This window comes from Rhodococcus sp. FW305-130 (genome assembly GCF_058788335.1).
Genome location: NZ_JBYTAP010000007.1, coordinates 118,126 through 144,304, shown reverse-complemented (window position 1 = coordinate 144,304; position 26,179 = coordinate 118,126). Strand labels below are relative to the sequence as shown.

Here is a 26,179-nt window from a genome sequence, read left to right as displayed (position 1 = left end):
CTGGTGCGATGAATCCGGAGCATCGCCAACTCGAGTACGGACTTCGATTCGACTGGGGCCTGCGCGGCGCCGAAGCAATTGCTGTCGGCGTCGATGTGGCAGTGGTGGTAGACGTCCTCTCGTTCACGACGACGCTGAGCGTCGCCGCCGATGCGGGAATCGACGTACTTCCCTATTCCTGGAACGACGAGAGTGCGGTCGATTACGCGCGTGATGCCGATGCGGTTCTTGCAGTACGACGAAGTGTGGCCAGGGAGGGACAGATCAGTCTGTCTCCCAAGACGATTCGCGGGGCCGAGGTGCCGAGTCGGCTGGTACTGCCGTCGCCGAACGGGTCGACCATCGCGTTTGCGTTGGCGTCCGAGGTTGCGGTGTGTGTCGGCGCTTCATTGAGGAACGCTTCCGCCGTCGCTGATTGGATTGTGCACGAACATGGTCCGGGATCGCGGGTTGCGATAGTCGCATCCGGGGAGAAGTGGCCCGGTGGAGAGTTGCGCCCGGCAGTGGAGGATCTGTGGGGCGCCGGCGGGGTTGTCACGGCGTTGACCGCGGCTGGTTGGGAAGGTTCCCTGTCGCCCGAGGCGCAGATGGCGGCGGATGCCTGGACAGCGGTGTCGGATTCGTACGAGGACCGCCTGCGAGACTGTGCCTCAGGACGCGAGTTGATCGTCATGGGGTTTCCACACGACGTCGCCATCGCCTCGGAACTCGACGACAGCGACACCGTACCTGTTCTCGAAGATCGTGTGTTTCGAGGTCAGCGCACCGGGCGTCGATTGAACAAACTCCGCGCCCAGAGGTAGGAGAGGAAGGTGATTGCGACGCACCATCCGATCGCGAGTATGGCGTTGTTCCCGATCGCTTCGCCGAGAAGAAGTCCTCGAAGAGTCTCGATGATCGGAGTGAACGGCTGATACTCGGCAAACCATCGCAGCACGGTCGGCATCGAGTCGGTGGGGACAAATCCGCTTCCCAGGAAAGGTAAGAGGATCAACACCATTGGAAGATTACTGGCCGTCTCGACGCTCTTGCTGACGAGGCCGAAGGCAACGGACAACCAGATCATCGCGATGGAGACCAGGATGAGGAGAGCAAACGCGGCAACCCACTCCACGAAGCCTGCAGTAGGCCGGAAGCCGACGGCTATCGCCACGGCGATGACTACAACGAGGCTCACGACCGTCTGAAGGAGACTGCCGAGAACGTGACCGGTCAGGACGGACGTGCGCGTGATCGCCATCGTGCGGAATCGTGCAATGATCCCCGCGGTCATATCGGTTGCGACGGAGATGGCAGTACCTTGTGCCGCTGATGCCACAGTCATCAGAATAATCGCCGGTGCAACGTAATTGACATACTCGGCTCGGCCGCCACCGCCTGGGCCGAGGCCGTTCCCGAGCGTTCCGCCGAGCACGTATACGAACAGCAGTAGGAAGACGACTGGCATCCCGACAAGCATCACCGTCATCGACGGATATCGAAGGATGTGTCGAATGCTGCGACGCAGCATGGTTTTCGAGTCCTGATAGGCAAGCGTCATGGTGGTCATCGCGCGTCGGTCCTTTCGGTGGCGGTCAGAGTCAGGAACACGTCGTCCAGGTCCGGTGTGTGCACGGAGAGTTCCTTGACGTCGATCGAGTGAGCGTCGAGTTGGTCGAGAAGAGAGCGCAGCGAGCGGACACCGCCGTCGCTGGGAACCTGCAGAACATACGCGGCATCGTCACGGGTAGACTCGTCGAAAACAGCAGCAGCAGAGTCGAGTTGGTCTCGATCGATGAAGTGAAGACGAATGTGGCCGCCGGGAATGCGTCGTTTGAGTTCCGCTGCCGTACCTTGGGCGACTATCCGTCCCTGATCGAGGACGGCGATGTGGTCGGCCAGTTGATCGGCTTCCTCGAGGTACTGCGTCGTGAGGAAGATGGTGACACCGCCCTTGACCAACTCCCGGATGATCTGCCACATGGTGCGTCGACTCCGGGGATCGAGGCCGGTGGTGGGCTCGTCCAGGAAGATGATCTCCGGTCGTCCGATCAACGTCATTGCCAGGTCGAGCCGTCGGCGCATTCCGCCCGAGTACGTCGACGCGAGTTTGTCCGCGGAGCCCTGCAGATCGAACTTCTCCAGGAGTTCGTCAGTGCGAGTGCGGCGTTCGTCCCTGCCCAGGTGGTGAAGATCGGCCATGAGGAGAAGGTTTTCCTCGCCGGACAGGTAGTCGTCTACCGCCGAGAATTGTCCGGTGACACCGATGCGCGACCGTACCGCGTCAGGATCGTCGGAAGGGTTGTACCCGGCGATGCGGATGTCGCCGCCGTCTGCGGGAACGAGGGTCGAGAGGATTTCCACGATGGTGGTCTTGCCGGCGCCGTTGGGGCCGAGCAGTGCAAAGACGGTTCCGCGGTCGACGGAGATGTCGATTCCGTCCAGTACCGTCTTGTCGTCGTAGGCCTTCTTCAGACCCGTCGCGGTGATGGCTGGTTTACGGGACATCAGCGTTCCTTTCGCTAGATCTTCTTGTTGGATTCTTCTCGGGGCTCCGAACGTCGAATGACGATGTCGCCGTAGCTGGTTTGCGCCCGGACGTCTACCCGGCGTTCGGTGGAAGCCGGACCGTGCGTGGCATTCATCTGGTTGTCGACACGGCCGAAGGACGTATGAGCGTCGAATCGTGCGGCGGTTCCGGATCGAACGCCGATATGGATTCGTCCGGCGGCCGTCTTGGCGGATACGACTCCACTCTCGATGGTCTCGAAACGGATGTCGCCGTTGGCGGTTGCGGCGCTCGCGTCGGATTCGGCGTGTTCGACGGCGACGCTTCCGTTGGCGGTCTTCGCCTTCAGCGCGCCGGTGATCGTGCCGATGTTGATGTCGCCGTTGGAATTCTTGACCTCCGCGTTGCCGTCGACGCGGCCGATGCGGATGCTTCCGGACCCGGTGCTCGTGTCGATGTCACCGGCCACATGCTCGACGATGATCGCTCCGGCGCCGGTGCTGACGTTGAGCGGTCCGGTGGTGTCCAGTGTGCAATCTCCGGCCGAGACCTTCACGCGTGAGCGTCCGAGAGTGCCTTCGGCGCGAAGGCTGGCAACTGCTGCAGTGCCTTCGAGTTCCGAGCCGGAAGGAAGCTGAACGGCAATGTCGACAGATCCTGTCTTCCCGAAAATGCCGAGGCCACGTTGTTTCGGAGTCTTGATCTGTAGCCGGCCACCTGCGAATTCGACGCGCGTTTGTTCGGCGACTCGAACGTCTACCTCGCGAGACGAGTTGCTGGGCAACACTTCCACGACAGTGTCGTTGCGGCTGCTCGCAGCGATCCGGATGTGTCCGACTGCCACGTCGAAGTTCAAGGTGATGGGGTCAGGTGTGCTGAATGTAGGCATGGTGATACTCCCGATGAGGTTGTCTCGGTTGGTGATAGAGGGTCGTGCGAAAGGTGAAGCCGGTGTCAGTGCACCCAGCCGCTGAAGCTTTCGGAGCCTTGGGACGTGCGCTGTCTCGGAGTGCTTCTGCTCATGCCGCCTTCCAGTGCAGTTGCAGCCGCGCGAACCAGCCACGCGTTCACGGAGATCCCGGCTTCCTTGGCCGCCGCCTCGATCCGGTCTTTGAGGTCTTGCCCCAGCCTCAGGTTGATTCGAGTCATCGAGGCGTCGTCGGACTCCGTGACGGGGCGCGGAGCCGGAGTCGGTTCCTCTTCGGCGGGGGCCGGAGCCGGTTCGCTGATGGCTGGTGCCACCACGAATTCGGGTTCGCGTCCCCGTAGGCGCAGGTCCACCGAGCCTGGGGCGAGGTCACGCGTGATCTCGGCGACTGCCGCAGACAATGCGTCGAGAAGGGTGAGTCGCACTGCTGATTCCAGCGGTGCGGTCAAACGATCGGCGAGGGCCTTTGCGTCTTCTCCGCCTGCTTCGGCCGCCACCGCGAGTTCGTGGCGAAGGTTGTCTACGTACGGTGTCAAGTCCATGGCACCACTATGGCACCACTTTGGTGCCATAGCAATAGTTTGGTGGCACATTCGTGTGAGTTTGATGAGAAGTGCCAGGTCATCGGGGTGGTTGGCGCTTCGATTCTCGGCAGGCTGGCACACTCGTAAGGGTGAGTCCTGCCGAACCCAACCGTCGCCGCCGTATCTTGCTCTGGATTGCCGGGGTGCTCGGCGTCGTGATCGTGGTCGGGGCGGTTGTCGTCGCGGTCGCGCCTTCGCGGTATCTGCCCTGGGACACTGCCGAGTTCCCGACGGTCGACGCCAGTTCGGTGACTGCGGACCAGGCTCGAGTGCTCGAACTGCTGCAATCCGAGCACGAGCGGGACCGTCCGGGCACTTTCTATTCCGACGGTATCGACGAAGAATGGTGCGCCGATTTTGTCAGCTGGATCATGAGGGAAGCGGGTAGACCGTTGTCGAACCCGAACTCCGGAAGCTGGCGTATCCCGGGGGTGTACACCTTGCAGGAGTACTACCAGGGGATCGGCGCGTACGCCGAGAACGGCAGCGGGTACACCCCGAGCGTGGGTGATGTGGTGATCTACGACAGTTCGAGATGGGTAGGTCAGCACACCAACATCGTTGTGGCAGTGGACGGTGACTCGGCGATCACGGTCGGCGGCAACGAGTTCGGCAAGGTGCGGGTCCATGATCTTCACTGGCAATCCGACTCCGCCGTCGTGGGGTTCGGAAAACTTCACCCCTGATCGCTGTGGTTCGAGGTCAGGGCAAACCATCGAGCGGATGCACGTGCCTCGCCGCCGGCGTCGATGTGCAGCGTGTTCGTGCCGGTTCGCACGCTCACCTGCTCACCTCTCTTGACGGGCTGGGTGTACTCGAGGATCGCGCGAAAGGGTTCGCTTCGTAGTTTTTCGGGCAGTGCATCTTCCACGGGTTGCCAATAGATCGCGTTGTTCACGTGATCGAAAGGGTCGAAATCGCTCGAGCGCAACGGGAATGGAGAATCCGCCTGATTGTCGGTGTCGGGGTCGATCCACCGACGCCAGTGAAGATGCTCGTCCACGGCCGTCGATGCCAGGGCAGCGGTGAACTTTTCACTGATGGTTGCCGGCATTCCGGTTTTCGGGTCGATGTTGATCCAGAATGCCTCGGTCTCGATCAATCCACCGCTGTCGGACCTGATCCGAACCCGCATCGAACACCACTTGCTGGAGAGTCCGGAACACCAGCGCTGCAGATGAACTCGATCCGGCCAGATGACGGGTTCGAGTACGTCGATCACCGTCCTTCGCACCATCCACAGCGGGTGTGTATCCATGGCGCCGCGGTCGACGAGATTGTCGAAGCCCGCGTCTTGGAGGTAGCGCGCGATCGCGTCGAGGCGCAGTTGCTTGTCGGTGTGGATGTCGCCCGTACGCACCGGCCAGGAGGCCTGGAAGATGCTGCCGGTTGTCGGTAGTTCGGCCATCGCTACGTGATCGTCGACTTTTGTACGGTTCATCGGATGTGGACTCCCGGTGTTCGCTTATCCGGTCGGGTGGCTTCACGCTTGCGTTACCCGATGGAGAGATCTTGAACCATCTGAGTTCACTGTTTTCTGAATACAGATTTCGATGTACTGTCGTACGTATGGATGTCGAGGGCGTAGATGTGGTGACCAACGTGGCGGTGCTTGCGAGGTTCGGGCATGCCTTGTCCGACGAGACTCGGACACGGATACTGCTCGAACTGAAAACCGCCCCTCGGTATCCGTCCGACCTCGCTGAAGCACTGGCTGTGACCAGGCAGAAGCTGTCCAATCATCTGGCTTGTCTGCGCGGTTGTGGCTTGGTAGTGGCCGTCCCGGAAGGGCGCCGGACCAGATACGAACTCGCCGACGCACATATCGGTCAGGCCCTCGACGACCTGCTCGGGGTCGTACTCGCGGTGGATCCGTCGTACTGCCCGGACAGTGAATCAGAAGGATGCTGCTGATGGTTGCGCCCGTTGACGGTGGCGGCCTCTCGACTGCCCGGCGTGCGCTCTTGTCGAGACGAATTCGCATCTTCGTGGCGATCACGATCAGCTACAACGTCGTCGAAGCGATCATCGCGCTGGCGGAGGGCACGCGGGTGTCGTCCGCAGCACTGTTCGGTTTCGGCCTCGATTCGGTGATCGAAGTGTCCTCGGCGGCAGCGGTTGCCTGGCAGTTCTCGGCTCCGGATCCGACGAGCCGTGAGAAGACGGCACTGCGAGTGATCGCATTCTCGTTCTTCGGGCTCGCTGCGTATGTCTCGTTCGACGCGATTCGGTCGCTGTTCGGTCTGGGTGAAGCGCAGCACACGAGCGTCGGAATAGTATTGGCTGCAGTGAGTTTGGCGATCATGCCGGCCCTGTCCTATGCGCAACGCCGAGCAGGTCGGGAGTTGGGTTCGCTTTCGGCGGTCGCAGATTCGAAGCAGACGCTGCTCTGCACCTACCTTTCTGCAGTCTTGCTGGTCGGTTTGTTGCTCAACTCGGTGCTCGGCTGGTCGTGGGCGGACCCGATTGCGGCACTGGTGATCGCCGTCATCGCCGTGAAGGAAGGCATCAACGCGTGGAAGGGTGATCCGTGCTGCCCGGTTGTGGCGGTGCCCGGGAGCGGTGACGAGTGCGACTGCTGCTGAGTGAGCACAGGTTCAGTTGAGTGAACACCGTCTGCAGCGCGTCAGAGAGGGTGCTCACTCGATAAAAGGGGTGCCACCTTCTGCGCGGGTCTTGATGTGCGCCGCGCGTTGCTCGAGAAGACGGCGCAGATACGGGCTGACAGCCAACCTCAGTGCCAGGTGTCCGAGCACGCCGAAAGGGGCCGTAACCGTGAAGCGGTCATGCATCCGCGTCCACCCACCCGGCTGATCCACGAACACGTGCTCGTGCTGCATTGCGGCAAACGGGCCGCGGACCTGCTCATCTGTGAACGAGTACGGACGGTTGTACTGCGTGATTCGGCTTGTCATCGAGAATCTCCACCCGAAATGCCGAGCAGTGAACGACACCTCGTCGCCCTCTCCCAGCGTCGATCTACCCGTACTCGTGACTGCCACCTCATCTGTTGCGTGGAGCGAGGCGGAGTGTTCGTCCATGTCGAGTTCGAGATCGAAGATCACTGCCGGTGGAGCGTAGATATCGGTGATCACGACCACGGTGTGTTGCACAGTGCCAGTCTGCCAATGTTGGTTTGCGATGCCGGCAAGCGGGTACGGGTCGGTGACCTGCGGTTCATCCGCGACGGGTGATGTTTTCGCTTCCCAGCCCCTCGAGACTGAGTATGGGAAGTGCATTCTGTCGAAAGGAACGCTGATGACTGCTCCACCGCGGGAACCCGCGAATCACCCTGTCCGGCAGGGTTTCGCGGTAGGTACGACGTTTGCAGCAGCAATTCTGCTGCTCACCGCAGGCATTGTCGCTCTGCTTCAGGGCATTGCGGCGGTCGCCGACAACAATCTGTTTGTCGTGGGTATCAACTACACGTACAAGTTCGACATCACGACGTGGGGCTGGATCCACATCATCTTGGGCATCATCGGAATCGTGGTGGCTCTCGGCCTCTTCACCGGTGCAGTGTGGGCCAGGGCGGCGGCAATAGTTATTGCGTCGCTCTCGATCATCGCCAACTTCTTGTGGATGCCGTACTACCCGCTGTGGTCGATCCTGGTCATCGCGCTCGACGTCGTTGTGATCTGGGCCGTCGCGACCTGGGACACAGACAGAGTCTAGGCGCCGAACAACTCGAGAGCAGTTGGTCCCGACCGAATCGACTCGGTCGGGACCATCGCTCGTGCACGGGGGACGACCCGACGGATGGCCGGCTCGGATCAGTCGGCTCGGATCAGTCGGGGAGCCTTCGTAGTTCGGCTACGGTCAAGCCGAGGGAATCGAGGCGGGCCATGATGCTTCGCATAGCAGTGTGATCCGCGACGGGCCCGTACAAACTGGTGAATCCGCCGGCGGCACTGGCAACGCTGAGTTCGGGAAACGCCGCTTTGACGCGGTCCGACACTTCGCCGTCGATGAGGAATTGATACCGAGTGGGAGCATTCATCAGTGTCCGCTCCATTTCGTAGGGCCATGAGGTTCGGTCAGCACCGCGTCGAGCCTCGAAATCACGTGTCGTCAGGGGTAATCGGCGTCGCCGCTCGATCCAGGACTCCGTATCCGTGAGATCCAGTCTTGCTCCCACACGCTCCCGAGGCGTCATCCCCAACGGGTGAATGTCATCGCGGCTCCGTTCATCCCTTTTGTGTGAGGCTGCGAAGGAACGTCACCCCTAGTGTCGACCGGGAGAGAGAAGAGGTCGGCATGGGATCTGTCATCGGGGATCTTCTACCCTTAGCGGTCGGTGTTGCGGTATCGCCCATCCCGATCATCGCGGCGATCTTGATGTTGTTGTCCAAGCGAGCCGGTAGCACCAGCGTCGGATTCGCCCTGGGCTGGATACTCGGAATCGTTGTCGCCACTGTGATCTTCGTGCTCCTGTCCAGCAAGCTCGGCGACTCCGAAGGCGATCCCTCTGCGACGGTGTCGTGGATCAAACTGGCGTTGGGTGTGTTGCTACTTGCGTTCGGAGTCAAGCAATGGCGCGGCCGCGGTGGCGAGCATGAAACCCCGAAGTGGATGCAAGCTATCGACGACATGACCGCTGCCAAGGGCCTCGGCTTGGGCTTCGCGCTGGCAGCGATCAATCCGAAGAATCTGATGATGTGTATCGCGGCTGGAATCTCGATCGGCTCTGCGTCATTGGGCTCCGGCGAAGTAGTCGTCGCGGTTCTGGTTTTCACCATCATCGCTGCCTCGACAGTGTGCGTGCCCGTGATCGGTTACCTCGTTGCCGCGGAGCGACTGCGCGGTCCGCTGGCCAAGCTGAAGGTGTGGTTGCAGGACAACAATGCCACTGTGATGAGTGTGTTGATCCTGGTTATCGGTGTTGTTCTCATCGGTAAGGGCATCGGCGGTCTCTGACAACGGGAGGTAGTTATGGGATCGCTGCTACTGCAACAGATCCCGCTGGCACTCGGTATCATCATGAGCCCGCTGGCGGTTGTCGCCGTTGTCGCCGTGCTCTTTTCCGAACGAGCGCGTCTCAACAGCATCGCGTATCTGATCGGGTGGTATCTCGGAATAGTTGTCGCCCTGGCCGGGTCGTACATCATCTTGACCGCACTCCAAGTTCATCAGAGAACACACCCACCCCTGTGGGTGCCCATCCTCCACCTCGTTCTCGGCGTGACGTTGCTCGCGGGTGCCTGGTTCGTCTACACGCGTAGTCGGCGCGGAGTGCAGGCGATGGCGGCTGCAGTGGCTCCGGGAGATGTTGTCGCGGCGGCCCCTCAACTGCCGAAAATGCTCCAGTCGGTAGAACACTTCCAGCCGATGCGATCGGGTGTACTCGGGTTCGCGCTGTTCGTTCTCAATCCCATCGACATGTCCTGTGCGATTGCCGCTGCCATGAACTTTCGCCTCAGCACCGTGGCGCCGACGTCGCAGATCGTCTCGGCCGTGATCTTTTCTCTCGTGTCCGTGACCTCGGTCGCCGTGCCTGTCGCCCTTCTCCTGATCAAGAAGGAGGAGGCCACCGAACCGCTGCAGAAGATCCGCACCTGGATAGCCACCAACACGCACTTGCTGAACGTCGGGCTCCTCGTCCTGATCGCGGCGATGCAGATCAGTAAAGGGGTGCAAGGGCTATGAGTGCTCCGCACACACGGACGTGGTGGGTCTTCGGATCACTGTCCGACTATCAGCGAGGCTGGCTTCGACCAGACATCATCGCGGGCCTCACGGTGTGGGCTGTCCTTGTCCCGGAAGCGCTCGCGTACGCCACCATCGCCGGAGTTCCGCCGGTGGTCGGGCTCTATGCTGCAGTTCCGTCACTGATTCTGTATGCAGCAGCTGGTAGTTCGCGGCATCTGATCGTCGGACCGATGTCGGCCACTGCCGCGTTGTCCGCGGCGATGATCGCTCCACTGGCGTCGGGAGACGACACCAGATTTGTCGCGTTGTCGGTCGGGCTCGCGATAGTGACCGGACTCGTCGGACTGCTCGCAGGATTCATGCGCCTCGGATTCATCGCATCCTTCATCTCCGAGCCGGTTCTCAAGGGATTCATAGTCGGTTTGGCGCTCACGATCATCATCGGTCAAGTACCCAAACTCCTGGGCGTGGACAAGGGCGAGGGGAACTTCTTCGTCCAGGCGTGGACGGTGATCAAGGAACTTGGCGAGGTCGACGGTCCGACGGTGGTCATCGGATTGCTCAGCTTGGCAATGGTTCTGGGAGTCAAGCGATGGCTCCCGCTGGTGCCAGGTTCGCTTCTGGTTGTGTTACTGGGGATTACCGCAGTAGCGCTGTTCGGACTCGACGACCGTGGCATCGACATCGTCGGACACATCGATTCGGGCTTGCCGACTATGGGCCTGCCGAGTGGAGTAGGAGCCGAGGACTACCTCGACCTAGTGGGGCCGGCCGTCGGTGTTCTACTCATCGGTTTCGCCGAAGGTCTCGGCGCTGCAAAGACATACGCGGCGAAGGCCGGATACACGATCGACGCCAATCGGGAACTGGTAGGACTGGGGGCCGCCAATCTCGGATCGGGCATCTGCTCGGGAATGGTGGTCAACGGCAGCCTCTCGAAGACGGCTGTCAACGGGGGAGCGGGTGCCAAATCACAGGTCAGCGGGTTGGTGGTCGCCGCATTGACGCTGCTGACACTGCTGTTCCTGACTGGGTTGTTCGAGAAACTACCGGAAGCGACGCTATCGGCGGTGGTGATCGCCGCAGTGATCGAACTAGTGGATTTCTCTTCTCTCGCAGCGCTGTACCGGGTCTGGACGAAGCGATTGGGCAGCATCTACGGGCACGCCGCTCGGGCCGATTTCGCCGCCGCTGTCGCGGCGATGTTCGGAGTTCTCCTGTTCGATACCTTGCCCGGTCTGATCATCGGAATCGTCGTCTCGATGCTGCTGCTCCTGTATCGAGTCTCCAAGCCGCACGTGGCCGCTCTGGCCAAGGACGGCACGCGTTGGGTCGACACGAGCAGCCATCCTGATCTGAGGACACTCGACGGCGTCGTGGTGGTCAGGGTCGAATCCGGACTCTTCTTCGCGAATGCCGATCACGTGCGTGATCAGATCACCGGCATGGTGACCACCGGGACCACGACGGTCATCCTCGACGCCGAGACTTCACCATTCATCGACGTCAGCGCGGCCCAGATGTTGGCTCAGCTTCGAGATTCGTTGGCTCGCAAGAATGTGAGCTTCCGGGTGGCCCGCGACATCGGTCAGTTCCGCGATGTCTTGTCCGGGGCCGACGAGGGTGCGCTGAAGGTCGACGTCTATCCGACCGTCTCGCAGGCACTCGAGGGCCGGGACAACACTTCAGCGTGACGTCCGCAGCCAGATTCCCAGTGGCCCCGCATCTTTTGCGACCGATCCGACGATCGACGACGCGACCACCACGATGGCAGAGAAGATGAACAGCCACCCGATCACGGTGAACATCACGCCGAGAAGGCCGAACTCGTCCTGAGACGTCTTGGTCATCCGCGGCAGGAAAAGAGTGCCGGCCACGTGCAGTCCGGTCAGACCCGTCGCAGTAAGCAAGCCGGACCCGACACACATACGAGTGGTCATGCGATTGGCGGTCAACAGCATGGGCACAGCAGTCCAGACCAGTGCCCACACTGCGTAGACAGCAACAAATTCCAGGAGACTGCCCACTCTCGGAACGGCATTCAGTTCGCGGCACAGCGCCGCACCGACCACTGACGCGGCGACGACGAACACGACCGCGATCCACCTCCATGCCTGGCGAAGCGTCGCAGTCGGCACGCTCCAGATTCGTCCGTACATCCGGCCAAGGGCGCGAGCGTAGGACGTGGAACTGATCAACAGCATGAGCAAGCCGACAATCCCGAACGCGGCCGCAGTGGAGGTGTCGGTCATCACGGCGTCGGGAAGCTGCACCCCGAGGTCGTCTCTGGCGACATCGGCCAAGGGCTTCAACTTTTCCAGGGTGGACGCTGCGATCATCACCGGCAGCAAGGACGTGAACGCCTGGGCTGCCAAAGTCATGGCGCTGTCGACGAGTCCGACTTCGAAGACGTCGATCGTCGCGTCGGTAGCCAACCGTCGGCTCGGTGTGCGTCTCGCCCAGACAGTCATTCGATCGCGCGTATCGGAGTACAGCTTCGGGGGCATGGAAGCAGTCTTGCTCAGATGAGTCCGCCGCGACGCGCAGCCTTGAGTGCGTCGCGTCGGTTACTTACTTCCAACTTCCGATAGATCCCGCGTAGATGCGTCTTGATGGTGTTGACGGACAGGAACAGCGTGTCGGCGATCGACTCGGTGGTGTCTCCCGAGGCCAGTTCGCGCAGCACGGTGTATTCGCCCGGTGTGAGGATCGGTGCACTCACCAGCTCTTGTGGACGAATGCGGTTGCGTACCTGTTCGGCAAAAGCCTCCTGATCGCCGAAGTGCCCACTGAACTCGTCGAAGATCGGACGCAGTGACGCGCCGTAGTCGAGGAAAGGTCGCAACAGCCCACCGGTTTCTGCGGCTCGCAGGGCTTTGTGCAGCGAACGAAACGACTTGCGCTCGTGACCGGTGGCAGCGTGGATCCCAGCCTCGAGTGTCCAGGCGTAGACGGTGTGGGCGAGCACAGGCTCTTCGGTGGATCCGAGGGCTTCGGAAACCTCGACGAGTGCTTCTGCGAACTTGTTGGACGAGAAAGCCACGGCAGCTCGCGCCAGGTGTATCTCGGAAGTCTCGCCGAACTGATCAGCCGCATCGCGCACGAGTCGGCCGGCCCATTCCACTTCGCCGACCGACAGGCATGCGTTCACGACCGGTGGGAGTAGGGCAAGAGTCGCCAATGAGAAGGTGCGCAGTGCGATCGCGCTGAGCATCGCATCGCGGACGTCGGCAGCGGTCGACCGTCGATCGGCCGCGTCGCCGAGACTGTGGAGCCCGAACGTGACGACGGTGTGCCACCCGAATGCCGGGACGCTGGCGCCGAGAACATCTGTGCTCCGGTAGTTTCCGATAGTCGGTATGCGGTACGGAAGTTCGCTGGTGGCGCAGAGATATGCAGCGAAGGCCACCACGGACGCGGACAACTCGTACTCCGCCGTCGTTGTGATTCGGTGTTCGACCGCGTAGTCGATGGCGTAGGTGGAGTGTGCCCTCATCGCCTCGATGTCCCCGCTGAGTGAGGCGACGAATCCTAGCCCGGTCAGTGCCTTCAGTACGAATCGCGACCTGCCTCGTAGTGTTCCGAGCGCGACCGCCTGGGTGTATTCGACAGTTGCCCTGTCGAACTCGCGTTTGAGTAGCAGGGCCGTCGCTACCTCGAGGTGAGCGTAGGCTTCGACGTCCGAGTGAGTGCTGTTCTGACGCCGCACCAGGCGCGAAACCAATGGATTGTTGTCAGAAGTTGGCGAAGCGCAGGAGATTTCCAGACTCATGGCCAGGAACAGAGGGTCGTCTGCAATGGGCGGATGAGTTGCCTCGAGAAGGTCGAGGCACGTTGTCGCAGAGGTCATGTCACCGGAATGGAGGGCGGCCGCAGCCAGGACCAGGCGGGTGATCGGAGATTCGGAGACCTGCGTCGGTGCGGATTCGAGCACTCGGACGACGTCTCCGCTGTGCCCGTCGAGTACGAGGCCCAGTCCGCAGCGCTCGAGAAAAGCGAGGATGCGGCACGGGTCGCCGATCGACACCTCGAGTTCGAGCGCCTCGAGTTCGAAGTGATGACTCTCGAACCAGGTTGCTGCTCGAAGGTGCGCGCGATTTCTCTCCTCGTGATCGACCCGGCGGAACTCCGCGCGGAGGTGTTCGAGGAGAAGGGGGTGGTAGCTGAACCACGTGGTGTGGTCAGCGGAGTCGGTCCGCGTCACGGGGAAGTTGTATTGAATCAGAGCGTCGATCTCGGACCGAGCATTCGAATCGGTCAACGTTTCTGCGAGTTGAGCAGAGAACGAATCGACGACGGATGTCCGCAACATGAATGTCGTGACATGCTCGGGCAAGGATGTCAGGACCTCGTCGACGAGGAAGTCGGCGATCGGGCGCGGCGTGTGGGTGAACTCGTTCAATGCATCACCGATGTCGCTCCGGCCTGCCAGGAACGCCGCGGTCAGGCGAACAACAGCGCCCCACCCCTTGGTGAAGTTCTCGACGATTGCGAGCTCGTCGTCGCCGAGGGTGATGTCGTATTCGCCGAACATCGCAGTGATCTCGGTGCGGTCGAAGGCGAGATCGGTGGATGCGAAGCGAGTGAGTCGGCCATCGAGCGCGAGACGATGCCAGGTGAGCGGAGGTTCGTATCGAGCAGCGACGATGATCGACAGATTGTCCGGCGTGTGCGTGAGTATCTGGTCGAGAAGACCGATCGACATCGGATCGTGAAGTGTGTGGACGTCGTCGAGGATCAGCGTCGTTCGGCGATCGTGAGCTTCGACGGTTTCCGCGAAGTGCGCGAGCCACTGTTCGACGGGTCGTCTCGATCCCGCCTGTGCCGGGAACCCTTGCCCGGTGGGCGCGCGACCGGCCGGGTCGAGAGGCGTCGAGATGGCCTCGGCGAGGGATTCGCACAGCACCGACACGTTGTTGTCGCGCTCGGCCAACGTCAGCCAGGCGAGGTCCACGTCAGGGGACGCCCGCGAATACTCACGAGCCCAATTCGCCAGGAGCAGGGTCTTTCCCGCTCCGGCCGGTGCAGAAAGCAGCCCGACGGACCCGGGCCCCGAGCCCTCGGTAGTGGTGGACGCGGTGAGTTTCTGGTGCAACCGGGGACGTGGAACCAGTCCCTTGATTGCAGAGGGTGGGTGAAAGCGCCCGCTGACAGGCGCGTCCGACGCGTGAGTGTGCCCGACGCGGTGAGACGCGTCGAGCGTCACTGCAGCGGCATCACGAAATGGGCTGCTCATCCGACTCCTGTTCGACTGGCTGCACTGGACGTGACCGCTGGATCGACATACGTAACGAGTTAGATGATGTGAAACTACCCAATTCGGACACTTGTTAAGCGTCCAAATCAAAAGATTCGGACCAAAGTCCCTGATTTGGCGAGGGGTGCGTTCGAACTACGAACGGCGTCGCCAGTGCTACCGCCTGAACGGCGGGGTGCGAGCAAACCTCGAATATCGGTCGAATGCCTTTTCCAGGCCCACGAGATCCGGATCTGACAACAAGGCCGCCAGAAGTACACGTGCCTGCCCGGCCCGAAGATCGGTGGAAAATACAGCGCCTGCGGCGATCAAGTCGTGGCCGCCGCCACCACCACCGTAAACCGGGGAGATTGGCCCCGAGGGCACACGAGTTGTCACGACCACCGGAATGTGAGCGCCTACGCAGTCTCGGACGGCCTCGACGATCGTCGGATTGGCATTTCCCGAACCGAGTCCGTCGAGAACAAGTCCATTTGCCCCGGCGCTCACGCAAGCGTCGATCTGTACGCGGTCTGCCCCGGGATACACGGCGATGATGTCGACGCGGGTGTTCGAAATGGGATGCCACGGCAATGGTTCGGGAGTGTGCAGCAGTGCCGGATCGATGGGCAAGGAGCGGAAGGCATCAAGTGCCGTCGTGTCGGCCTTTCGCGTACCTGCGGCCGGGTGGACCGAACCGCCGAAGGCGATGAGGACACCACGTCCCCGCGACGAGATGTCGAGTCCGGCCGCGATCGCCGCGGCCAGATTCGAACGAGCGTCGGACTCGGGATGGTCGAAAGTGCGCTGCGCCCCGGTGAAGACCACCGGACGTCGGTCGTCGTGGTGCAGGTCCAACAAGAACGCAGTTTCCTCCATCGTGTCGGTGCCGTGAAGCACGACCACCGCGTCGAGTCCAGGATCCTTCAATTCGTCGGCTACGGCGTCGCGAACACGATCCATGTCCGCGAAGGTCATGCTCGAGCTGTCCTTCGACATCACGTCCACGACTCGAAGATCGATGTCGGTCTGCTCATTGCCGAGCAGATCTGCACCGGTGATTGCGGGCCGACTGATTCCGTGCGCATCTCGGGTGCTGGCGATGGTGCCACCAGTGGTGACGACTGCGACTTTCGGCACTGAGGTCCTTTCACGTCAAGCTGTGGGGCGATGGATGGCCAACTCGCGAATGCGATTCCTGGCGCCGTACCAACCAATCATCAACAGCGGTGCGATGATCGCGATGGAGCCGACGGTCCATGTTCCAACAGGGTTGTCGAATGCCATCAATACGATAACGACCGCAAGAAAGACCAGTGTCGCGATCCCGGTGTACGGTGCGCCGAATATGCGGAAGGGAGGGCGGGTGACTTTGCCTTGTTTCGCAAGTTGCCAGAGCTTCAACTGGCACAACACTATGACTGCCCACGCACTGATGATGCCGAGGGCTGCAAGATTGAGGACTATTTCGAAGGCTTGCGCTGGGACAACAGCATTGAGCCCGACGCCGAACAGAATGACCACGCCGGTGAGTGCGATTCCCCCGTACGGCACTCCGGCTTTGTTCATTTTGGCAGCGAAGGCAGGCGCCGAGCCTGCCATCGCCATCGAATGGAGTATTCGTCCGGTCGAATACAATCCGGCATTGAGGGAAGACAAGGCTGCAGTGAGAACGACCAGATTCATGATCGCATCCGCGCCTTGGATGTTGATCGAACCGAAGAATGTGACGAATGGACTTTCACCGGCGTGGTACTCCGTGTACGGGAGCAACAGCGAGAGCAGTAGTACCGATCCCACGTAGAAGACGAGGATCCGAATGATCACTGTGTTGATTGCCTTGGGTATCACCTTCCGGGGATTTTCGGTCTCTCCGGCCGTGGTTCCCACGAGTTCAATTGAGGCGTAAGCGAACACGACGCCCTGAATCACCACGACTGCCGGAAGTATTCCGTTGGGGAACAGCCCACCATTGTCGGTGATCAGGCTGAATCCGGAGGAATGCCCTTCGATGGGCGTGCCGAAGAGTACGAAATAGACACCGAACCCGAGGAACGCGGTCAACGCAACGACCTTGATCAACGCGAACCAGAACTCCAGCTCTCCGAAGACTTTCACGGACACCAGATTCAGTCCGAGAACCAACACCACCGCGATCAGAGCGAACATCCACTGATCGATGTGCCCCAGTGGCGCCCAGTACTTTTTGAAGAAGTTCATGTACAACGCCACAGCCGTGACATCGACCACGGCAGTCATTGCCCAGTTCATCCAGTACAGCCAACCCGCGGCGAAAGCCATCTTCTCGCCGAAGAATTCGCGTGCGTAGGAAACGAAGGATCCCGAAGTCGGTCGGTGCATCACCAGTTCGCCGAGTGCCCTCAGGATCAGGAACGCGAAGAACCCGCACAGCGCGTACACGGGAACCAAGGCCGGGCCCGCCTGTTGGAGTCGCCCTCCCGCACCCATGAAAAGGCCTGTTCCGATCGCACCACCGATCGCGATCATCTGAATCTGTCTGGGGCCGAGCGCCTTCTGATACCCGAGATCCTCTTCAGCGGCGACCTCGGCGTGGGGTGTCTCTTCCCGTTCGACGGTCATCAAACCTCCTCCGCAACGGCGGTAGCATGAGGCTTCTCGCCCGCAACGCGGAGATTGGCGAGATGTTCGGGGCTGAGCAACCGATCGAGTTCCTCGCGGTCGAGCAGGCCCGCTTCGATCACGAGATCGGCGACGCGACGCCCGGAAATCAACGCCTCCTGGGCAATCCGTGTGGACGCGGTATATCCGATGTAGGGGTTGAGCGCGGTGACGAGGCCGATGGAGTCTTCGACTCGCGCGCGCAACAGTTCGGTGTTGGCCGTGATACCGAGTACGCACCGGTCCGCCAGAATGCGGCAAGCCGCACCGAGGTGTCGCATTCCTTCGGACAGTGAGTGCACGATGATCGGCTCGAAAGCGTTGAGTTGGAGTTGCCCGGATTCCGCAGCCATCGTAATCGTCACGTCATTGCCGATGACTTCGTACGCGACCTGATTGAGGACCTCGGGAATTACCGGATTGACCTTGCCCGGCATGATCGACGAACCTGCCTGCACCGGCGGCAGATTGATCTCGTTCAATCCGGCTCGCGGACCAGAAGAGAGCAGCCGAAGATCGTTGCACACCTTGGACAACTTCACAGCGACCCGCTTGAGTACGCCGGAGAGGTGGACGAACTGGCCCACGTCTTGGGTCGCTTCGACCAGATCCGTTGCCAACACCAGCGGCAGCCCGGTTAGTGCGCCCAGGTCGGAACAGGCCACCTCGGCGTAGCCGGCAGGTGCATTGAGACCGGTGCCGATAGCAGTGGCGCCGAGGTTGATCTCGTGAACGAGAAGAGCAGCCTCAGCCAGGCGCGCTCGATCCTCCTCGATCATGACCGCGTAGGTGCCGAACTCCTGACCCAGAGTCATCGGCACGGCGTCCTGCAGTTGGGTGCGCCCCATCTTCACCGTGTCGGCGAACTCGAGAGATTTGGTCGTGAACGCATTCTGGAGTACACGAAGTGCATCCAGCAGGTCCTCGATCGCGAAGATCGTCGAGATGTTGACGGCCGTGGGGTAGACGTCGTTGGTCGATTGGCTCAGGTTCACGTGCTCATTGGGGTGAAGTCGTTCGTAGTCGCCGCGCTGGTGGCCGAGGATTTCCAATGCGCGATTGGCGATGACCTCGTTGGCATTCATGTTCGTCGACGTTCCGGCACCACCCTGGATTACGTCCACCACGAACTGTTCGTGCCACCGGCCGTCCACGATTTCCTTGCATGCCTGTGAGATGGCCTCGGCTCGCGGGCCGTCGAGGATGCCCAGCTTCTCGTTTGCGCTGGCTGCGGCCCATTTGACGTAAGCGATGCCGCGGATCAGATGCGGGTTCGTGGAAATTGTTCGACCAGTGATCGGGAAGTTCTCCATCGCGCGCAAGGTGTGGATTCCCCAGTACGAATCGGCTGGAACTTCGCGATCGCCGAGCAGATCGTGTTCTGTTCGCGTTTCGAGCACTTGATCAATTCCTCGTGTCTCTTCGCGCAAGCATCACTCTGCGCGGTGGGTGTATTTCGGGATCGCAGCGCTGACGGACAAGTAGTAGACCCGCCCGGCTATCGGGCTATCAGGCTGTCTGACAGGTCTAATTGTTACCTCGCTCACTCCTGCACGTCAACCCGTCACCAGGTGCGATGTTTGACGCGGGACTTCGGCAGTCGCAACAATGACGGCATGAACCTGTCAGACAGCTGGGCCACCAGGCGACCAGTCGCCGCGCGGGTGAGTGCTGCCGAGGCAGTCCTCGCAGACCTTCGTGCCGCAATAGCCTCCGGCGATCTGGCAGTCGGAGAGCGTCTCCCGTCCGAAGCGTCCCTGGCCGAAAGGCACGGGGTCAGTCGATCGGTTATCCGCGAAGCCCTGCGCTCGTGCCACGCTCTCGGGCTCACCGAGACAAAATCCGGGCTCGGCACGTTCGTCGTCAGTGATTCGATAGCGCGAGACCTCGATTTCGGCAGCTATGCGGCCAACGAATTGGTCGAAGCACGGCCTCATGTCGAAATTCCGGCCGCAGGATGGGCTGCGCAACGGCACACCGCGGAGGAACTGGCAGCACTCCGCGGACTGGTACAGCAGATGCGTGACGAGGACGATCCGCTCGTATGGGTTGCACTCGATGCCCAATTTCACGGACTGATTGCAAAAGCCAGTAGGAATCGTGTCTTCGAGTCGGTAATCGTCGATATCCGTGAAGCGCTGACAAGGCAATCCGAGACACTCAATCTTGTTGCCGGTCGCCAGGAAAAGTCGAACGAGGAACACGAACGAATAGTCGAAGGAATTGCATCCGGGAGTTACGACCATGCCTCCAGAGCGATGGCCGAACACCTGGACGCCGTCAGGATGACGCTCGAAACACTTGTCCAAGAAAGTGATTCGCTGTGACGGCGCGGCCGCGCAGGTCTGTCCTCGCCTGCGCAATCTTCGCGGTATCAGTGACCGGAGCGTTGGCGGGTTGCAGTTCGTCCGACACCCCGCTGACGCCGACCACCGCGGCGTCAGCGACAACAACGGCAGCTGTACCACCTGCGGGTGTAAATCCAGCATCGACGCCGGAATCCGAACGCGCGCTCTTCGATGCTGTGGACCGCAATGATCCCGCAGCTGTTACCGCTGCCCTGACTGCCGGCGCGAACATCGAAGCGCGCGGCGAGGGCGAACGGACTCCACTCGTCGAGGCCACCAAGAACAACGCCGTCGCTGCGGCTTCTGCGTTGATTCTTGCCGGTGCTGACGTGAATGCGAAGGATTCCATGCAGGATTCGGCCTTCCTGTATTCCGGAGCCGAGGGATTGAACGAGATTCTGGCACTGACGCTCAGCCATGGCGCGGATGTCGACAGCGTGAACCGTTACGGCGGTACGGCTCTGATTCCCGCGAGTGAACACGCGCATGTCGAGACCGTCCGGATGCTGATTGCTGCCGGGGTACCGGTCAATCACGTCAATGATCCGGGGTGGACGGCGCTTCTCGAGGCCGTTGTGTACGGCGACGGCTCGGCGCGCTACGTCGACGTGATCACTCAGCTTCTCGACGCCGGGGCAGATCCCTCGATCCGGGATGCGTCGGGAAAGACCGCATTGGACAATGCCGAAAGCCGTGGTCAGTCAGACGTTGTGGCGCTGCTGCAATCGCGGAGCTGACGCCAACGAGTCGGGCTGACTCCGTAGGCCTGCCGAAACCGTCGGCTGAAGTGTCCGGCGTCGACAAATCCCGCACGGCGGGCAATGGTGGCGATCGGCAGGTCGACGGTAGCGGGTCGAGCCAGTTCGTCCCGAGCCTTCTGCAGGCGCTGGGTGATGATCCACTGCTCGAGCCGGAATTCGTTGTCCGAACAGATCTTGTACAGCTGACGCAGTGAGATGTTGTGGGCGTGGGCAATTCGTGCAGGATGCAGCGCCGGATCGTGAAGGTGTTCGCGGATGTATCTGCGGATCGATGTCAACGTGAGTGCCGATCTCGGAGCGGAGGCGTCGGGATTTGCATGCGCGATCGATGCGACCAAAGCGCGCGCCAGTTCGATCGAGGCCTCGCCCAATTGTTCGGCGGCAGGATCGGTCTCCAACTGATCGGCGCTGCGGAACAATTCACGAACGTGCGCGATCATCAAGGGGTACAGGTTGCTGTGGTGAGGTCGCGTGGCAGCGTCTCGCACGGTGTCGATCGGTAGTCCCAGCCGATCCATCGGAACGTAGAGGCACTGGGAAGCGCCCGTTCCCGTCCAGGAGAAATCGTAGGTCGACGTCAGGTCCGTCATGAGTAGTTCACCGGCCGGGACTCTGCGTTGCTCATCGTGCTGATCAAGATGGCCGATTCCGCTCTCCTGCAGGGCAATCGCGAGAACCGGCATCGACGCTGATCGCACGTGCCGCGGCGTTCTGGTCAATCGCATCCCCGTCGACTCGGAGCGGAACAGTGATGCTGCGCCCAGATTCCACACGTTCATCCGGGCGCTCACGCCCGCCGGATCCTCCAAGTGGATCGCACAGGGAACCGATGCGCGTCCCATCGCGTCGACGAAGGCGTCCGTGCGTTGGTCAGGCTCCAGCACGGAAGTATCCAGGAGCAAAGCCATGCAGCCTTGATACCCCGGGATGTGGACGCTCAACCAGAATTTGTGCACCGTGAGCCCAGAAGTCTGCACGGACAGTCACGTCCGTCGCAGCAGGTATTTCTAGGATCGAAACGGGCGTGTCCCGGCCTACCGCAGTTTCTCGCTTGCCTACGAGAGTGAAGGAAACGCATGAAGATCTCACGTGTATTCACAGCAGTTCTGGCAATGCTCATGACAGTCGCGGCCGGACTGATCTTCGGTTCCGGTGCTGCGGTGGCAAGCCCCAAGCCAACTGTCGTTCTGGTTCACGGAGCCTTTGCCGACGCGACCAGTTGGGACGGAGTTGCCGCCGACCTACGCTCGCGTGGCTATCGCGTCGTGACGCCGGACAATCCTTTGCGCGGGCCGGCTTACGACGCGTCCGTGATCGAGAAGACGGTTGCGGACATCGACGGCCCCGTCGTTCTCGTCGGGCACTCGTACGGCGGCGCGGTGATCACCAATGTCCACGATCCGAAAGTCCAGTCGCTGGTCTACATCGCGGCGTTCGGTCCGGTGGAGGGTGAGCCGGTACAGATCACGATCGACCCGATTCGATTCCCTGGCAGCCAATTGCTTCCTCCCGCTCTGGGATTGAAGATCGTCGACGATCCTCACGCGATCGGCGGGAAGAACGTCGACGGCTACGTCACGGACGAGTATTTCCATTCCGTCTTCGCTCAAGACGTTTCCGACGAGACGGCGGCAACCATGTTGGCTCACCAGAAGTCCGCCGCTTTGTGGGCGAACCTCGAACTCGGCGGGCCGCCGTCGTGGGCGAACACACCGAGCTGGTATCTGGTCGCCGGTGAGGATCGCGTGATCCCAGCTTCGGCGCAGCGGTTCATGGCAAACCGGATGGGCGCGAACACCAGCGAACTCCCGACCTCCCATGCCTCGCTGGTTTCACAGCCAGGGGCAGTGGCAGACGTGATCGTGGCGGCCGCTCACGGGTGAGTGTGCGACCGCCACGAAAGTAGAACAGGGTCAGGCGGAAACGATCACCGAGGAGCCGTGTCCGAACAGACCTTGGTTGGCGGTGATACCGATGCGAGCGCCTTCGACCTGACGGCCTTCGGCTTGTCCGCGCAGCTGCCAGGTGAGCTCGCACACCTGCGCAAGTGCCTGTGCGGGAACGGCTTCGCCGAAGCATGCGAGACCGCCGGACGGATTGACCGGGATGCGCCCCCCGATACTGGTGTCACCCGCACGCAGAAGGTGCTCGGCCTCGCCCCGCTTGCACAGCGCGAGGTCTTCGATCCAGTCCAGTTCCACCGAGGTAGCGAGGTCGTAGACCTCGGCGACGTCGACGTCTTCGGGAGAGATCCCGGCTTCCTCGTACGCGGCGTAGCCGATGGATTCCTTGAACGTTCGCTCCGGAGCCGGGACGGCGGAGCTGGAATCGGTGGAGAAGTTCGGCATATCCATGATCGTCTGCGGGAACGTCGGCGTGACCGTCGAAATAGCCTTGATGCGAACAGGTTCCGCGATGCCCATCTTTCGGGCGTATTCCATCGACGTCAGCAAGATTGCGGCGCCGCCGTCGGACGTCGCGCAGATGTCGAGCAGGTGAAGGGGATTGGACACCACGGGGGAGGCCAACACGTTCTCGACGGTGACTTCCTTGCGGTAGCGCGCATTCGGATTATTGAGCCCGTGCTTGGCGTTCTTGACCTTCACGTTGGCGAAGTCCTCCGCGGTGGCGCCGTAGAGGTCGATGCGACGACGCGCGTTGAGCGCGAAGTACGCCGGGTTGGTCATACCCATGAGGCGGAAGCGCAACCAGTCCGGGTCGTCCCAACGCTCACCGGCGACGGGAGCGAGGAAACCCTTGGGGGTGGTGTCGGCTCCGACGACCAGGGCAACTTCGCTGAGGCCGGCCAGGATTCGTGCGCGAGCGGTGTCGAGTGCCTGGGCTCCCGTCGCGCACGCTGCGTACGACGTGGCGACGCGAGCGCCGTTCCAGCCGAGGGCCTGAGCGAACGTGGCTCCGGCGACGTATCCGCCGTATCCGTTGCGGACAGTTTCGCCGCCGACGATGAAGTCGACGTCCTGCCAATTCACACCCGAATCGGCGAGCGCGGCGCGAGCGGCGGCAACGCCGTATTTCACGAACGACTGCCCCCACTTGCCCCAGGGGTGCATACCGACACCGAGTACTGCGACGTCCTTGCTCATGACTGCGACTCCTGATCAGCTGCGGCGACAGGCTTCCAGCGCCACGTCGTACGTACTCCGGTTTCGTCGGTGTACAGCGGCTCGACAACCAATTCGACGGTATTGCCGACCTTGAGATCGTCGACGCCGAATCCGTCGGCCACCTGGCCGAGGATGACGATCCCCTCGGGCAGCTCGACTGCTGCGAGAGCAAAAGGCTCGTACGGATCCGAGCGAGGGATGTACGGCGGCGGGGGCTGGTACTGCGCGTCGGTGTACGACCAGACAGTGCCGCGGCGGGAGAGTTCCACGTCGTCGAACTCCTCGCTGAAGCAGCTCGGGTTCTTGCAGAACGTCGCCTCACGAGGGAAGGAAATGGTGCCGCAGGATTGGCACTTCGTGCCGATCAGAGCAGGTTCGTCGCCGGTGGTGAACCAACCCTCTACTGCAGGTGTCACACTCCCGTTCGGCGCCGGCGTTGCAGTCTCGCTCATGCAATCCTCATCTGGTTGGCGAGCCTGATCCGGGGGATCTTGGGCCCGCTGTGCCGCTTACTGGAACAGGTTGCAGTATTACACGATTTTAGCCGCTGACGGGCAAAAATTTTCGCTGAGTGGGACGCTGCCGGAACGCAGACGGCCCCGCCGGGCAGACGAGTCTGCAGGCGGGGCCGTGTGCGTGAAAGTAGCTGTTTACCTGTAGCGGATCAGCGAGCGCGAACGGGTCGACCGAATCGACGCGTCGGTTTCACCCGGGCCGCAGCGTCGAGGATGGAGGTGATCTCGACCTGATCCAGAACCTTTTCGCGGACACGGTCGTGCGCAGCGCCGCGTTCCAGTTCCGCCTTGTCGATGGCGTGCCAGCCCTCGCGGTCGACTACGTCGGACTGTCGCGCCCGGACCAGACGATCGACTGCGGAGTCGTCGGCGACCGGGTTGGTCAGGCGTCCGTCGTTGAAGTCGTCGACGAGCATCCTGATCGTTTCCTGCGCGCAGGACTTGTTGGTGCCGATGAACCCACTCGGTCCGCGCTTGATCCAACCGGTCGCGTAGACGCCGGTTGCGGGATCGCCGTTCGGAGCTTCGAGGACGCGGCCGTTCTCATTCGGAATGACCGAAGCACGCTCGTCGAACGGGACGCCGGTGATGGGCACTCCGCGGTAGCCGATCGAGGTGAGGACCAAGCCGGCATCGATGGTCTCGGTATCGCCCGTCGCCTCGATCTGCACGGTTCCGTTGGCGTCGACCAGGGCGTTGCGAGCGAACTCGATTCCACTGACCTGATCGTCGCCGGTGATCGACGTCGGCGTGAGCAGGTAGCGCAACGTGATGCGCTTGTTGCCGACGTCGACGTGATCGCGGTTCTTCAGGGCTTCGAGTAGACGCAACTTCTGCTCGACGGCATGCGGAAGCTCGCCGCGTTTTGCCAGTTCTTCGGTGGCCGAGTCGAGAACCATGTCGTCGGGTCCGACAGAGAGTTCGATGTCCGGCAGTGCCATCAGGCCGGTGAACTCGGGGACTGTGAACGCGGACTGCGCGATTCCGCGTCGACCCACGATGACAACTTCTTCGACGCGACTCTTCCGCAGAGCGGCGAGTGCGTGAGCGGAGATGTCAGTGCCCGCCAACTTCTCGGGATCGGCCGTGAGAATGCGAGCGACGTCGAGCGCGACGTTTCCGTTTCCGATGATGACCGCGCGGCGATGCGAGAGGTCGAAGACGTCGTCGGCGTGATCGGGGTGGCCGTTGTACCAGGCCACGAAGTCGGTGGCCGATGCCGTGCCAGGCAGATCAGCACCCGGAATGCCGAGACCACGGTCGGACGAAGCGCCGACTGCGTAGAGCACCGCATGGTGATTTTCGAGCAGTTCGCTGTGCGAGATGTGCTTGCCGATCTCGACGTTGAGGTAGAACTCGAAACCCTTTTGTGCGGCGATCTTGTCGAACAAGCGAGTGACCTGCTTGGTCTTCTGATGGTCCGGAGCAACGCCGGCGCGAACCAAGCCGTAAGGCACAGGAAGGCGATCGAAGACGTTGACCTGCACGTCAGGCTGAGTCAGTAACTCGTCCGCGGCGTACATCGCCGACGGTCCGGAACCGACGATCGCAACGCGCAACGGAGGTCGGCCCTTGTCGACGTGGGCTGCCGGGATGACCTTGGCGAGAAGCGGCCTGGGCCGCTCTTCCTTGTAGAAGTCCGCATTGATGGACAGGAAGACTCGCTGCGGGTCGGTCAGCTTCGACTCGGGGACGATGGCGTCGACCGGGCAGGCCGAGACACATGCGCCGCAGTCGACGCAGGCCTGCGGATCGATGTGCAGCATCTCGGCGGTGAGGAAGTCCGGCTCGTCCGGCGTCGGATGGATGCAGTTGACCGGGCAGGCGTAGACGCACGAGGCGTCGCTGCAACAGGACTGCGTGACTACGTGTGGCATGGCGCTATGAGTCCGATCTCGACTGTCC

The 26,179-nt window shown here is 61.6% G+C and carries 27 protein-coding genes; 11 read left to right on the top strand and 16 right to left on the bottom strand.

Features of this window, described 5'->3' with window-relative positions; all coding sequences use genetic code 11:
• Positions 1-8: 8 nt before the first annotated feature.
• Entirely contained in the window at positions 9-803 is a 795-nt protein-coding gene (locus AC3WQS_RS22060) for a 2-phosphosulfolactate phosphatase (RefSeq protein WP_197941472.1), read from the top strand.
• Here the strand turns inward: AC3WQS_RS22060 and AC3WQS_RS22055 are convergent.
• The 4 genes from AC3WQS_RS22055 to AC3WQS_RS22040 all read right to left on the bottom strand — a co-directional run bounded on the left by AC3WQS_RS22055 (position 758) and on the right by AC3WQS_RS22040 (position 3,958).
• The gene (locus tag AC3WQS_RS22055; protein ID WP_080910301.1) at positions 758-1,549 is read right to left on the bottom strand and encodes an ABC transporter permease; all 792 of its coding nucleotides are present in this window, start codon (positions 1,547-1,549) and stop codon (positions 758-760) included. The two genes, AC3WQS_RS22060 and AC3WQS_RS22055, sit on opposite strands and share 46 nt — an antisense overlap.
• A complete protein-coding gene (locus AC3WQS_RS22050) occupies positions 1,546-2,487 on the bottom strand; it encodes an ATP-binding cassette domain-containing protein (RefSeq protein ID WP_492711789.1) in 942 nt (313 codons plus the stop codon). Before AC3WQS_RS22050 ends, AC3WQS_RS22055 begins: the two co-directional genes overlap by 4 nt.
• 14 nt (positions 2,488-2,501) lie before the next feature.
• Positions 2,502-3,377 carry a DUF4097 family beta strand repeat-containing protein gene (locus tag AC3WQS_RS22045; RefSeq protein WP_020909560.1) on the bottom strand — a complete coding sequence of 292 codons (876 nt, stop codon included), beginning with the start codon at positions 3,375-3,377 and terminating at the stop codon, positions 2,502-2,504.
• 65 nt (positions 3,378-3,442) lie between these two features.
• A complete protein-coding gene (locus tag AC3WQS_RS22040; RefSeq protein ID WP_020971199.1) occupies positions 3,443-3,958 on the bottom strand; it encodes a toxin-antitoxin system HicB family antitoxin in 516 nt (171 codons plus the stop codon).
• Positions 3,959-4,089: 131 nt separating this feature from the next.
• Between AC3WQS_RS22040 and AC3WQS_RS22035 the strand changes: the two genes are divergently transcribed.
• Entirely contained in the window at positions 4,090-4,686 is a 597-nt protein-coding gene (locus AC3WQS_RS22035; protein ID WP_021345932.1) for a CHAP domain-containing protein, read from the top strand.
• Here AC3WQS_RS22035 and AC3WQS_RS22030 read toward each other — a convergent pair.
• Complete coding sequence (locus AC3WQS_RS22030) at positions 4,677-5,441, bottom strand: acyl-[acyl-carrier-protein] thioesterase (protein WP_042953235.1); 765 nt, start codon at positions 5,439-5,441, stop codon at positions 4,677-4,679. The two genes, AC3WQS_RS22035 and AC3WQS_RS22030, sit on opposite strands and share 10 nt — an antisense overlap.
• Positions 5,442-5,569: 128 nt before the next feature.
• On the opposite strand from AC3WQS_RS22030, the gene AC3WQS_RS22025 reads away from it, so the two are divergent.
• Together AC3WQS_RS22025 and AC3WQS_RS22020 are read left to right on the top strand one after the other, a co-directional pair.
• A complete protein-coding gene (locus tag AC3WQS_RS22025) occupies positions 5,570-5,914 on the top strand; it encodes an ArsR/SmtB family transcription factor (protein WP_020971196.1) in 345 nt (114 codons plus the stop codon).
• Positions 5,905-6,585 carry a cation efflux transmembrane domain-containing protein gene (locus AC3WQS_RS22020; protein WP_492711787.1) on the top strand — a complete coding sequence of 227 codons (681 nt, stop codon included), beginning with the start codon at positions 5,905-5,907 and terminating at the stop codon, positions 6,583-6,585. The genes AC3WQS_RS22025 and AC3WQS_RS22020 overlap by 10 nt, the downstream gene beginning before the upstream one ends.
• 54 nt (positions 6,586-6,639) lie before the next feature.
• On the opposite strand, the gene AC3WQS_RS22015 is transcribed toward AC3WQS_RS22020, so the two are convergent.
• Positions 6,640-7,113 carry an SRPBCC family protein gene (locus tag AC3WQS_RS22015; RefSeq protein WP_259118232.1) on the bottom strand — a complete coding sequence of 158 codons (474 nt, stop codon included), beginning with the start codon at positions 7,111-7,113 and terminating at the stop codon, positions 6,640-6,642.
• 145 nt (positions 7,114-7,258) lie between these two features.
• Between AC3WQS_RS22015 and AC3WQS_RS22010 the strand changes: the two genes are divergently transcribed.
• Complete coding sequence (locus AC3WQS_RS22010) at positions 7,259-7,675, top strand: DUF7144 family membrane protein (RefSeq protein WP_020909554.1); 417 nt, start codon at positions 7,259-7,261, stop codon at positions 7,673-7,675.
• A 112-nt stretch (positions 7,676-7,787) separates the two neighbouring features.
• On the opposite strand, the gene AC3WQS_RS22005 is transcribed toward AC3WQS_RS22010, so the two are convergent.
• Entirely contained in the window at positions 7,788-8,000 is a 213-nt protein-coding gene (locus AC3WQS_RS22005; protein WP_078377385.1) for a DUF8691 family protein, read from the bottom strand.
• A 257-nt stretch (positions 8,001-8,257) separates the two neighbouring features.
• Here AC3WQS_RS22005 and AC3WQS_RS22000 point away from each other — a divergent pair, with 257 nt between their 5' ends.
• Genes AC3WQS_RS22000 through AC3WQS_RS21990 form a run of 3 tightly spaced genes read left to right on the top strand, consistent with a single transcriptional unit; the run spans position 8,258 to position 11,343 of the window.
• Positions 8,258-8,917 carry a GAP family protein gene (locus AC3WQS_RS22000; RefSeq protein WP_019745852.1) on the top strand — a complete coding sequence of 220 codons (660 nt, stop codon included), beginning with the start codon at positions 8,258-8,260 and terminating at the stop codon, positions 8,915-8,917.
• A 15-nt stretch (positions 8,918-8,932) separates the two neighbouring features.
• Positions 8,933-9,646: a GAP family protein gene (locus AC3WQS_RS21995; RefSeq protein WP_019745851.1), complete on the top strand. Its 714-nt coding sequence runs from the start codon at positions 8,933-8,935 to the stop codon at positions 9,644-9,646.
• Positions 9,643-11,343, top strand: coding sequence for a SulP family inorganic anion transporter (locus AC3WQS_RS21990; protein ID WP_019745850.1), 1,701 nt, complete (start codon positions 9,643-9,645; stop codon positions 11,341-11,343). The genes AC3WQS_RS21995 and AC3WQS_RS21990 overlap by 4 nt, the downstream gene beginning before the upstream one ends.
• Here the strand turns inward: AC3WQS_RS21990 and AC3WQS_RS21985 are convergent.
• From AC3WQS_RS21985 to AC3WQS_RS21965, 5 genes are all read right to left on the bottom strand, one after another.
• Positions 11,335-12,156: a hypothetical protein gene (locus AC3WQS_RS21985; protein WP_020909552.1), complete on the bottom strand. Its 822-nt coding sequence runs from the start codon at positions 12,154-12,156 to the stop codon at positions 11,335-11,337. The genes AC3WQS_RS21990 and AC3WQS_RS21985 overlap by 9 nt on opposite strands.
• 14 nt (positions 12,157-12,170) lie before the next feature.
• Positions 12,171-14,885 (bottom strand): winged helix-turn-helix domain-containing protein, encoded by a 2,715-nt coding sequence (locus AC3WQS_RS21980; protein ID WP_492711784.1) that lies wholly within the window; start codon positions 14,883-14,885, stop codon positions 12,171-12,173.
• A gap of 177 nt (positions 14,886-15,062) precedes the next feature.
• Entirely contained in the window at positions 15,063-16,025 is a 963-nt protein-coding gene (locus AC3WQS_RS21975; RefSeq protein ID WP_020909550.1) for an asparaginase, read from the bottom strand.
• A 15-nt stretch (positions 16,026-16,040) separates the two neighbouring features.
• Complete coding sequence (locus AC3WQS_RS21970) at positions 16,041-17,486, bottom strand: amino acid permease (protein WP_492711781.1); 1,446 nt, start codon at positions 17,484-17,486, stop codon at positions 16,041-16,043.
• Entirely contained in the window at positions 17,486-18,925 is a 1,440-nt protein-coding gene (locus AC3WQS_RS21965; protein ID WP_021345919.1) for an aspartate ammonia-lyase, read from the bottom strand. Before AC3WQS_RS21965 ends, AC3WQS_RS21970 begins: the two co-directional genes overlap by 1 nt.
• Positions 18,926-19,141: 216 nt before the next feature.
• Here AC3WQS_RS21965 and AC3WQS_RS21960 point away from each other — a divergent pair, with 216 nt between their 5' ends.
• Both AC3WQS_RS21960 and AC3WQS_RS21955 read left to right on the top strand, forming a co-directional pair.
• Positions 19,142-19,852 (top strand): FadR/GntR family transcriptional regulator, encoded by a 711-nt coding sequence (locus AC3WQS_RS21960; protein WP_021333372.1) that lies wholly within the window; start codon positions 19,142-19,144, stop codon positions 19,850-19,852.
• Entirely contained in the window at positions 19,849-20,610 is a 762-nt protein-coding gene (locus AC3WQS_RS21955; RefSeq protein WP_492711778.1) for an ankyrin repeat domain-containing protein, read from the top strand. Before AC3WQS_RS21960 ends, AC3WQS_RS21955 begins: the two co-directional genes overlap by 4 nt.
• Here the strand turns inward: AC3WQS_RS21955 and AC3WQS_RS21950 are convergent.
• Complete coding sequence (locus AC3WQS_RS21950) at positions 20,571-21,542, bottom strand: helix-turn-helix domain-containing protein (protein WP_020971187.1); 972 nt, start codon at positions 21,540-21,542, stop codon at positions 20,571-20,573. The genes AC3WQS_RS21955 and AC3WQS_RS21950 overlap by 40 nt on opposite strands.
• Positions 21,543-21,710: 168 nt before the next feature.
• Between AC3WQS_RS21950 and AC3WQS_RS21945 the strand changes: the two genes are divergently transcribed.
• Entirely contained in the window at positions 21,711-22,517 is an 807-nt protein-coding gene (locus AC3WQS_RS21945; RefSeq protein WP_080910312.1) for an alpha/beta hydrolase, read from the top strand.
• Positions 22,518-22,547: 30 nt separating this feature from the next.
• Here the strand turns inward: AC3WQS_RS21945 and AC3WQS_RS21940 are convergent, their stop codons facing one another.
• The 3 genes from AC3WQS_RS21940 to AC3WQS_RS21930 form a co-directional block, all read right to left on the bottom strand.
• Complete coding sequence (locus AC3WQS_RS21940; RefSeq protein WP_020909545.1) at positions 22,548-23,738, bottom strand: lipid-transfer protein; 1,191 nt, start codon at positions 23,736-23,738, stop codon at positions 22,548-22,550.
• Positions 23,735-24,211, bottom strand: a complete 477-nt coding sequence (locus AC3WQS_RS21935) for a Zn-ribbon domain-containing OB-fold protein (RefSeq protein ID WP_019745839.1) — start codon at positions 24,209-24,211, stop codon at positions 23,735-23,737. Before AC3WQS_RS21935 ends, AC3WQS_RS21940 begins: the two co-directional genes overlap by 4 nt.
• Before the next feature lie 212 nt (positions 24,212-24,423).
• Positions 24,424-26,151, bottom strand: coding sequence for an FAD-dependent oxidoreductase (locus AC3WQS_RS21930; protein WP_060937797.1), 1,728 nt, complete (start codon positions 26,149-26,151; stop codon positions 24,424-24,426).
• Positions 26,152-26,179 lie beyond the last annotated feature (28 nt).

Excerpts from the sequence above, each read along its gene's own strand:
- AC3WQS_RS22060 (WP_197941472.1), top strand. The coding sequence starts at position 9 with ATGAATCCGGAGCATCGCCAACTCGAGTACGGACTTCGATTCGACTGG.
- AC3WQS_RS21945 (WP_080910312.1), top strand. The coding sequence starts at position 21,711 with ATGAAGATCTCACGTGTATTCACAGCAGTTCTGGCAATGCTCATGACA.
- AC3WQS_RS21970 (WP_492711781.1), bottom strand. The coding sequence starts at position 17,486 with ATGACCGTCGAACGGGAAGAGACACCCCACGCCGAGGTCGCCGCTGAA.
- AC3WQS_RS22050 (WP_492711789.1), bottom strand. The coding sequence starts at position 2,487 with ATGTCCCGTAAACCAGCCATCACCGCGACGGGTCTGAAGAAGGCCTAC.
- AC3WQS_RS22005 (WP_078377385.1), bottom strand. The coding sequence starts at position 8,000 with ATGAATGCTCCCACTCGGTATCAATTCCTCATCGACGGCGAAGTGTCG.
- AC3WQS_RS21940 (WP_020909545.1), bottom strand. The coding sequence starts at position 23,738 with ATGAGCAAGGACGTCGCAGTACTCGGTGTCGGTATGCACCCCTGGGGC.
- AC3WQS_RS21950 (WP_020971187.1), bottom strand. The coding sequence starts at position 21,542 with ATGGCTTTGCTCCTGGATACTTCCGTGCTGGAGCCTGACCAACGCACG.
- AC3WQS_RS22055 (WP_080910301.1), bottom strand. The coding sequence starts at position 1,549 with ATGACCACCATGACGCTTGCCTATCAGGACTCGAAAACCATGCTGCGT.
- AC3WQS_RS22020 (WP_492711787.1), top strand. The coding sequence starts at position 5,905 with ATGCTGCTGATGGTTGCGCCCGTTGACGGTGGCGGCCTCTCGACTGCC.
- AC3WQS_RS21990 (WP_019745850.1), top strand. The coding sequence starts at position 9,643 with ATGAGTGCTCCGCACACACGGACGTGGTGGGTCTTCGGATCACTGTCC.
- AC3WQS_RS21995 (WP_019745851.1), top strand. The coding sequence starts at position 8,933 with ATGGGATCGCTGCTACTGCAACAGATCCCGCTGGCACTCGGTATCATC.
- AC3WQS_RS22030 (WP_042953235.1), bottom strand. The coding sequence starts at position 5,441 with ATGAACCGTACAAAAGTCGACGATCACGTAGCGATGGCCGAACTACCG.
- AC3WQS_RS21930 (WP_060937797.1), bottom strand. The coding sequence starts at position 26,151 with ATGCCACACGTAGTCACGCAGTCCTGTTGCAGCGACGCCTCGTGCGTC.
- AC3WQS_RS22010 (WP_020909554.1), top strand. The coding sequence starts at position 7,259 with ATGACTGCTCCACCGCGGGAACCCGCGAATCACCCTGTCCGGCAGGGT.
- AC3WQS_RS21980 (WP_492711784.1), bottom strand. The coding sequence starts at position 14,885 with ATGAGCAGCCCATTTCGTGATGCCGCTGCAGTGACGCTCGACGCGTCT.
- AC3WQS_RS22040 (WP_020971199.1), bottom strand. The coding sequence starts at position 3,958 with ATGGACTTGACACCGTACGTAGACAACCTTCGCCACGAACTCGCGGTG.
- AC3WQS_RS21960 (WP_021333372.1), top strand. The coding sequence starts at position 19,142 with ATGAACCTGTCAGACAGCTGGGCCACCAGGCGACCAGTCGCCGCGCGG.
- AC3WQS_RS22000 (WP_019745852.1), top strand. The coding sequence starts at position 8,258 with ATGGGATCTGTCATCGGGGATCTTCTACCCTTAGCGGTCGGTGTTGCG.
- AC3WQS_RS22045 (WP_020909560.1), bottom strand. The coding sequence starts at position 3,377 with ATGCCTACATTCAGCACACCTGACCCCATCACCTTGAACTTCGACGTG.
- AC3WQS_RS22025 (WP_020971196.1), top strand. The coding sequence starts at position 5,570 with ATGGATGTCGAGGGCGTAGATGTGGTGACCAACGTGGCGGTGCTTGCG.
- AC3WQS_RS21985 (WP_020909552.1), bottom strand. The coding sequence starts at position 12,156 with ATGCCCCCGAAGCTGTACTCCGATACGCGCGATCGAATGACTGTCTGG.
- AC3WQS_RS21935 (WP_019745839.1), bottom strand. The coding sequence starts at position 24,211 with ATGAGCGAGACTGCAACGCCGGCGCCGAACGGGAGTGTGACACCTGCA.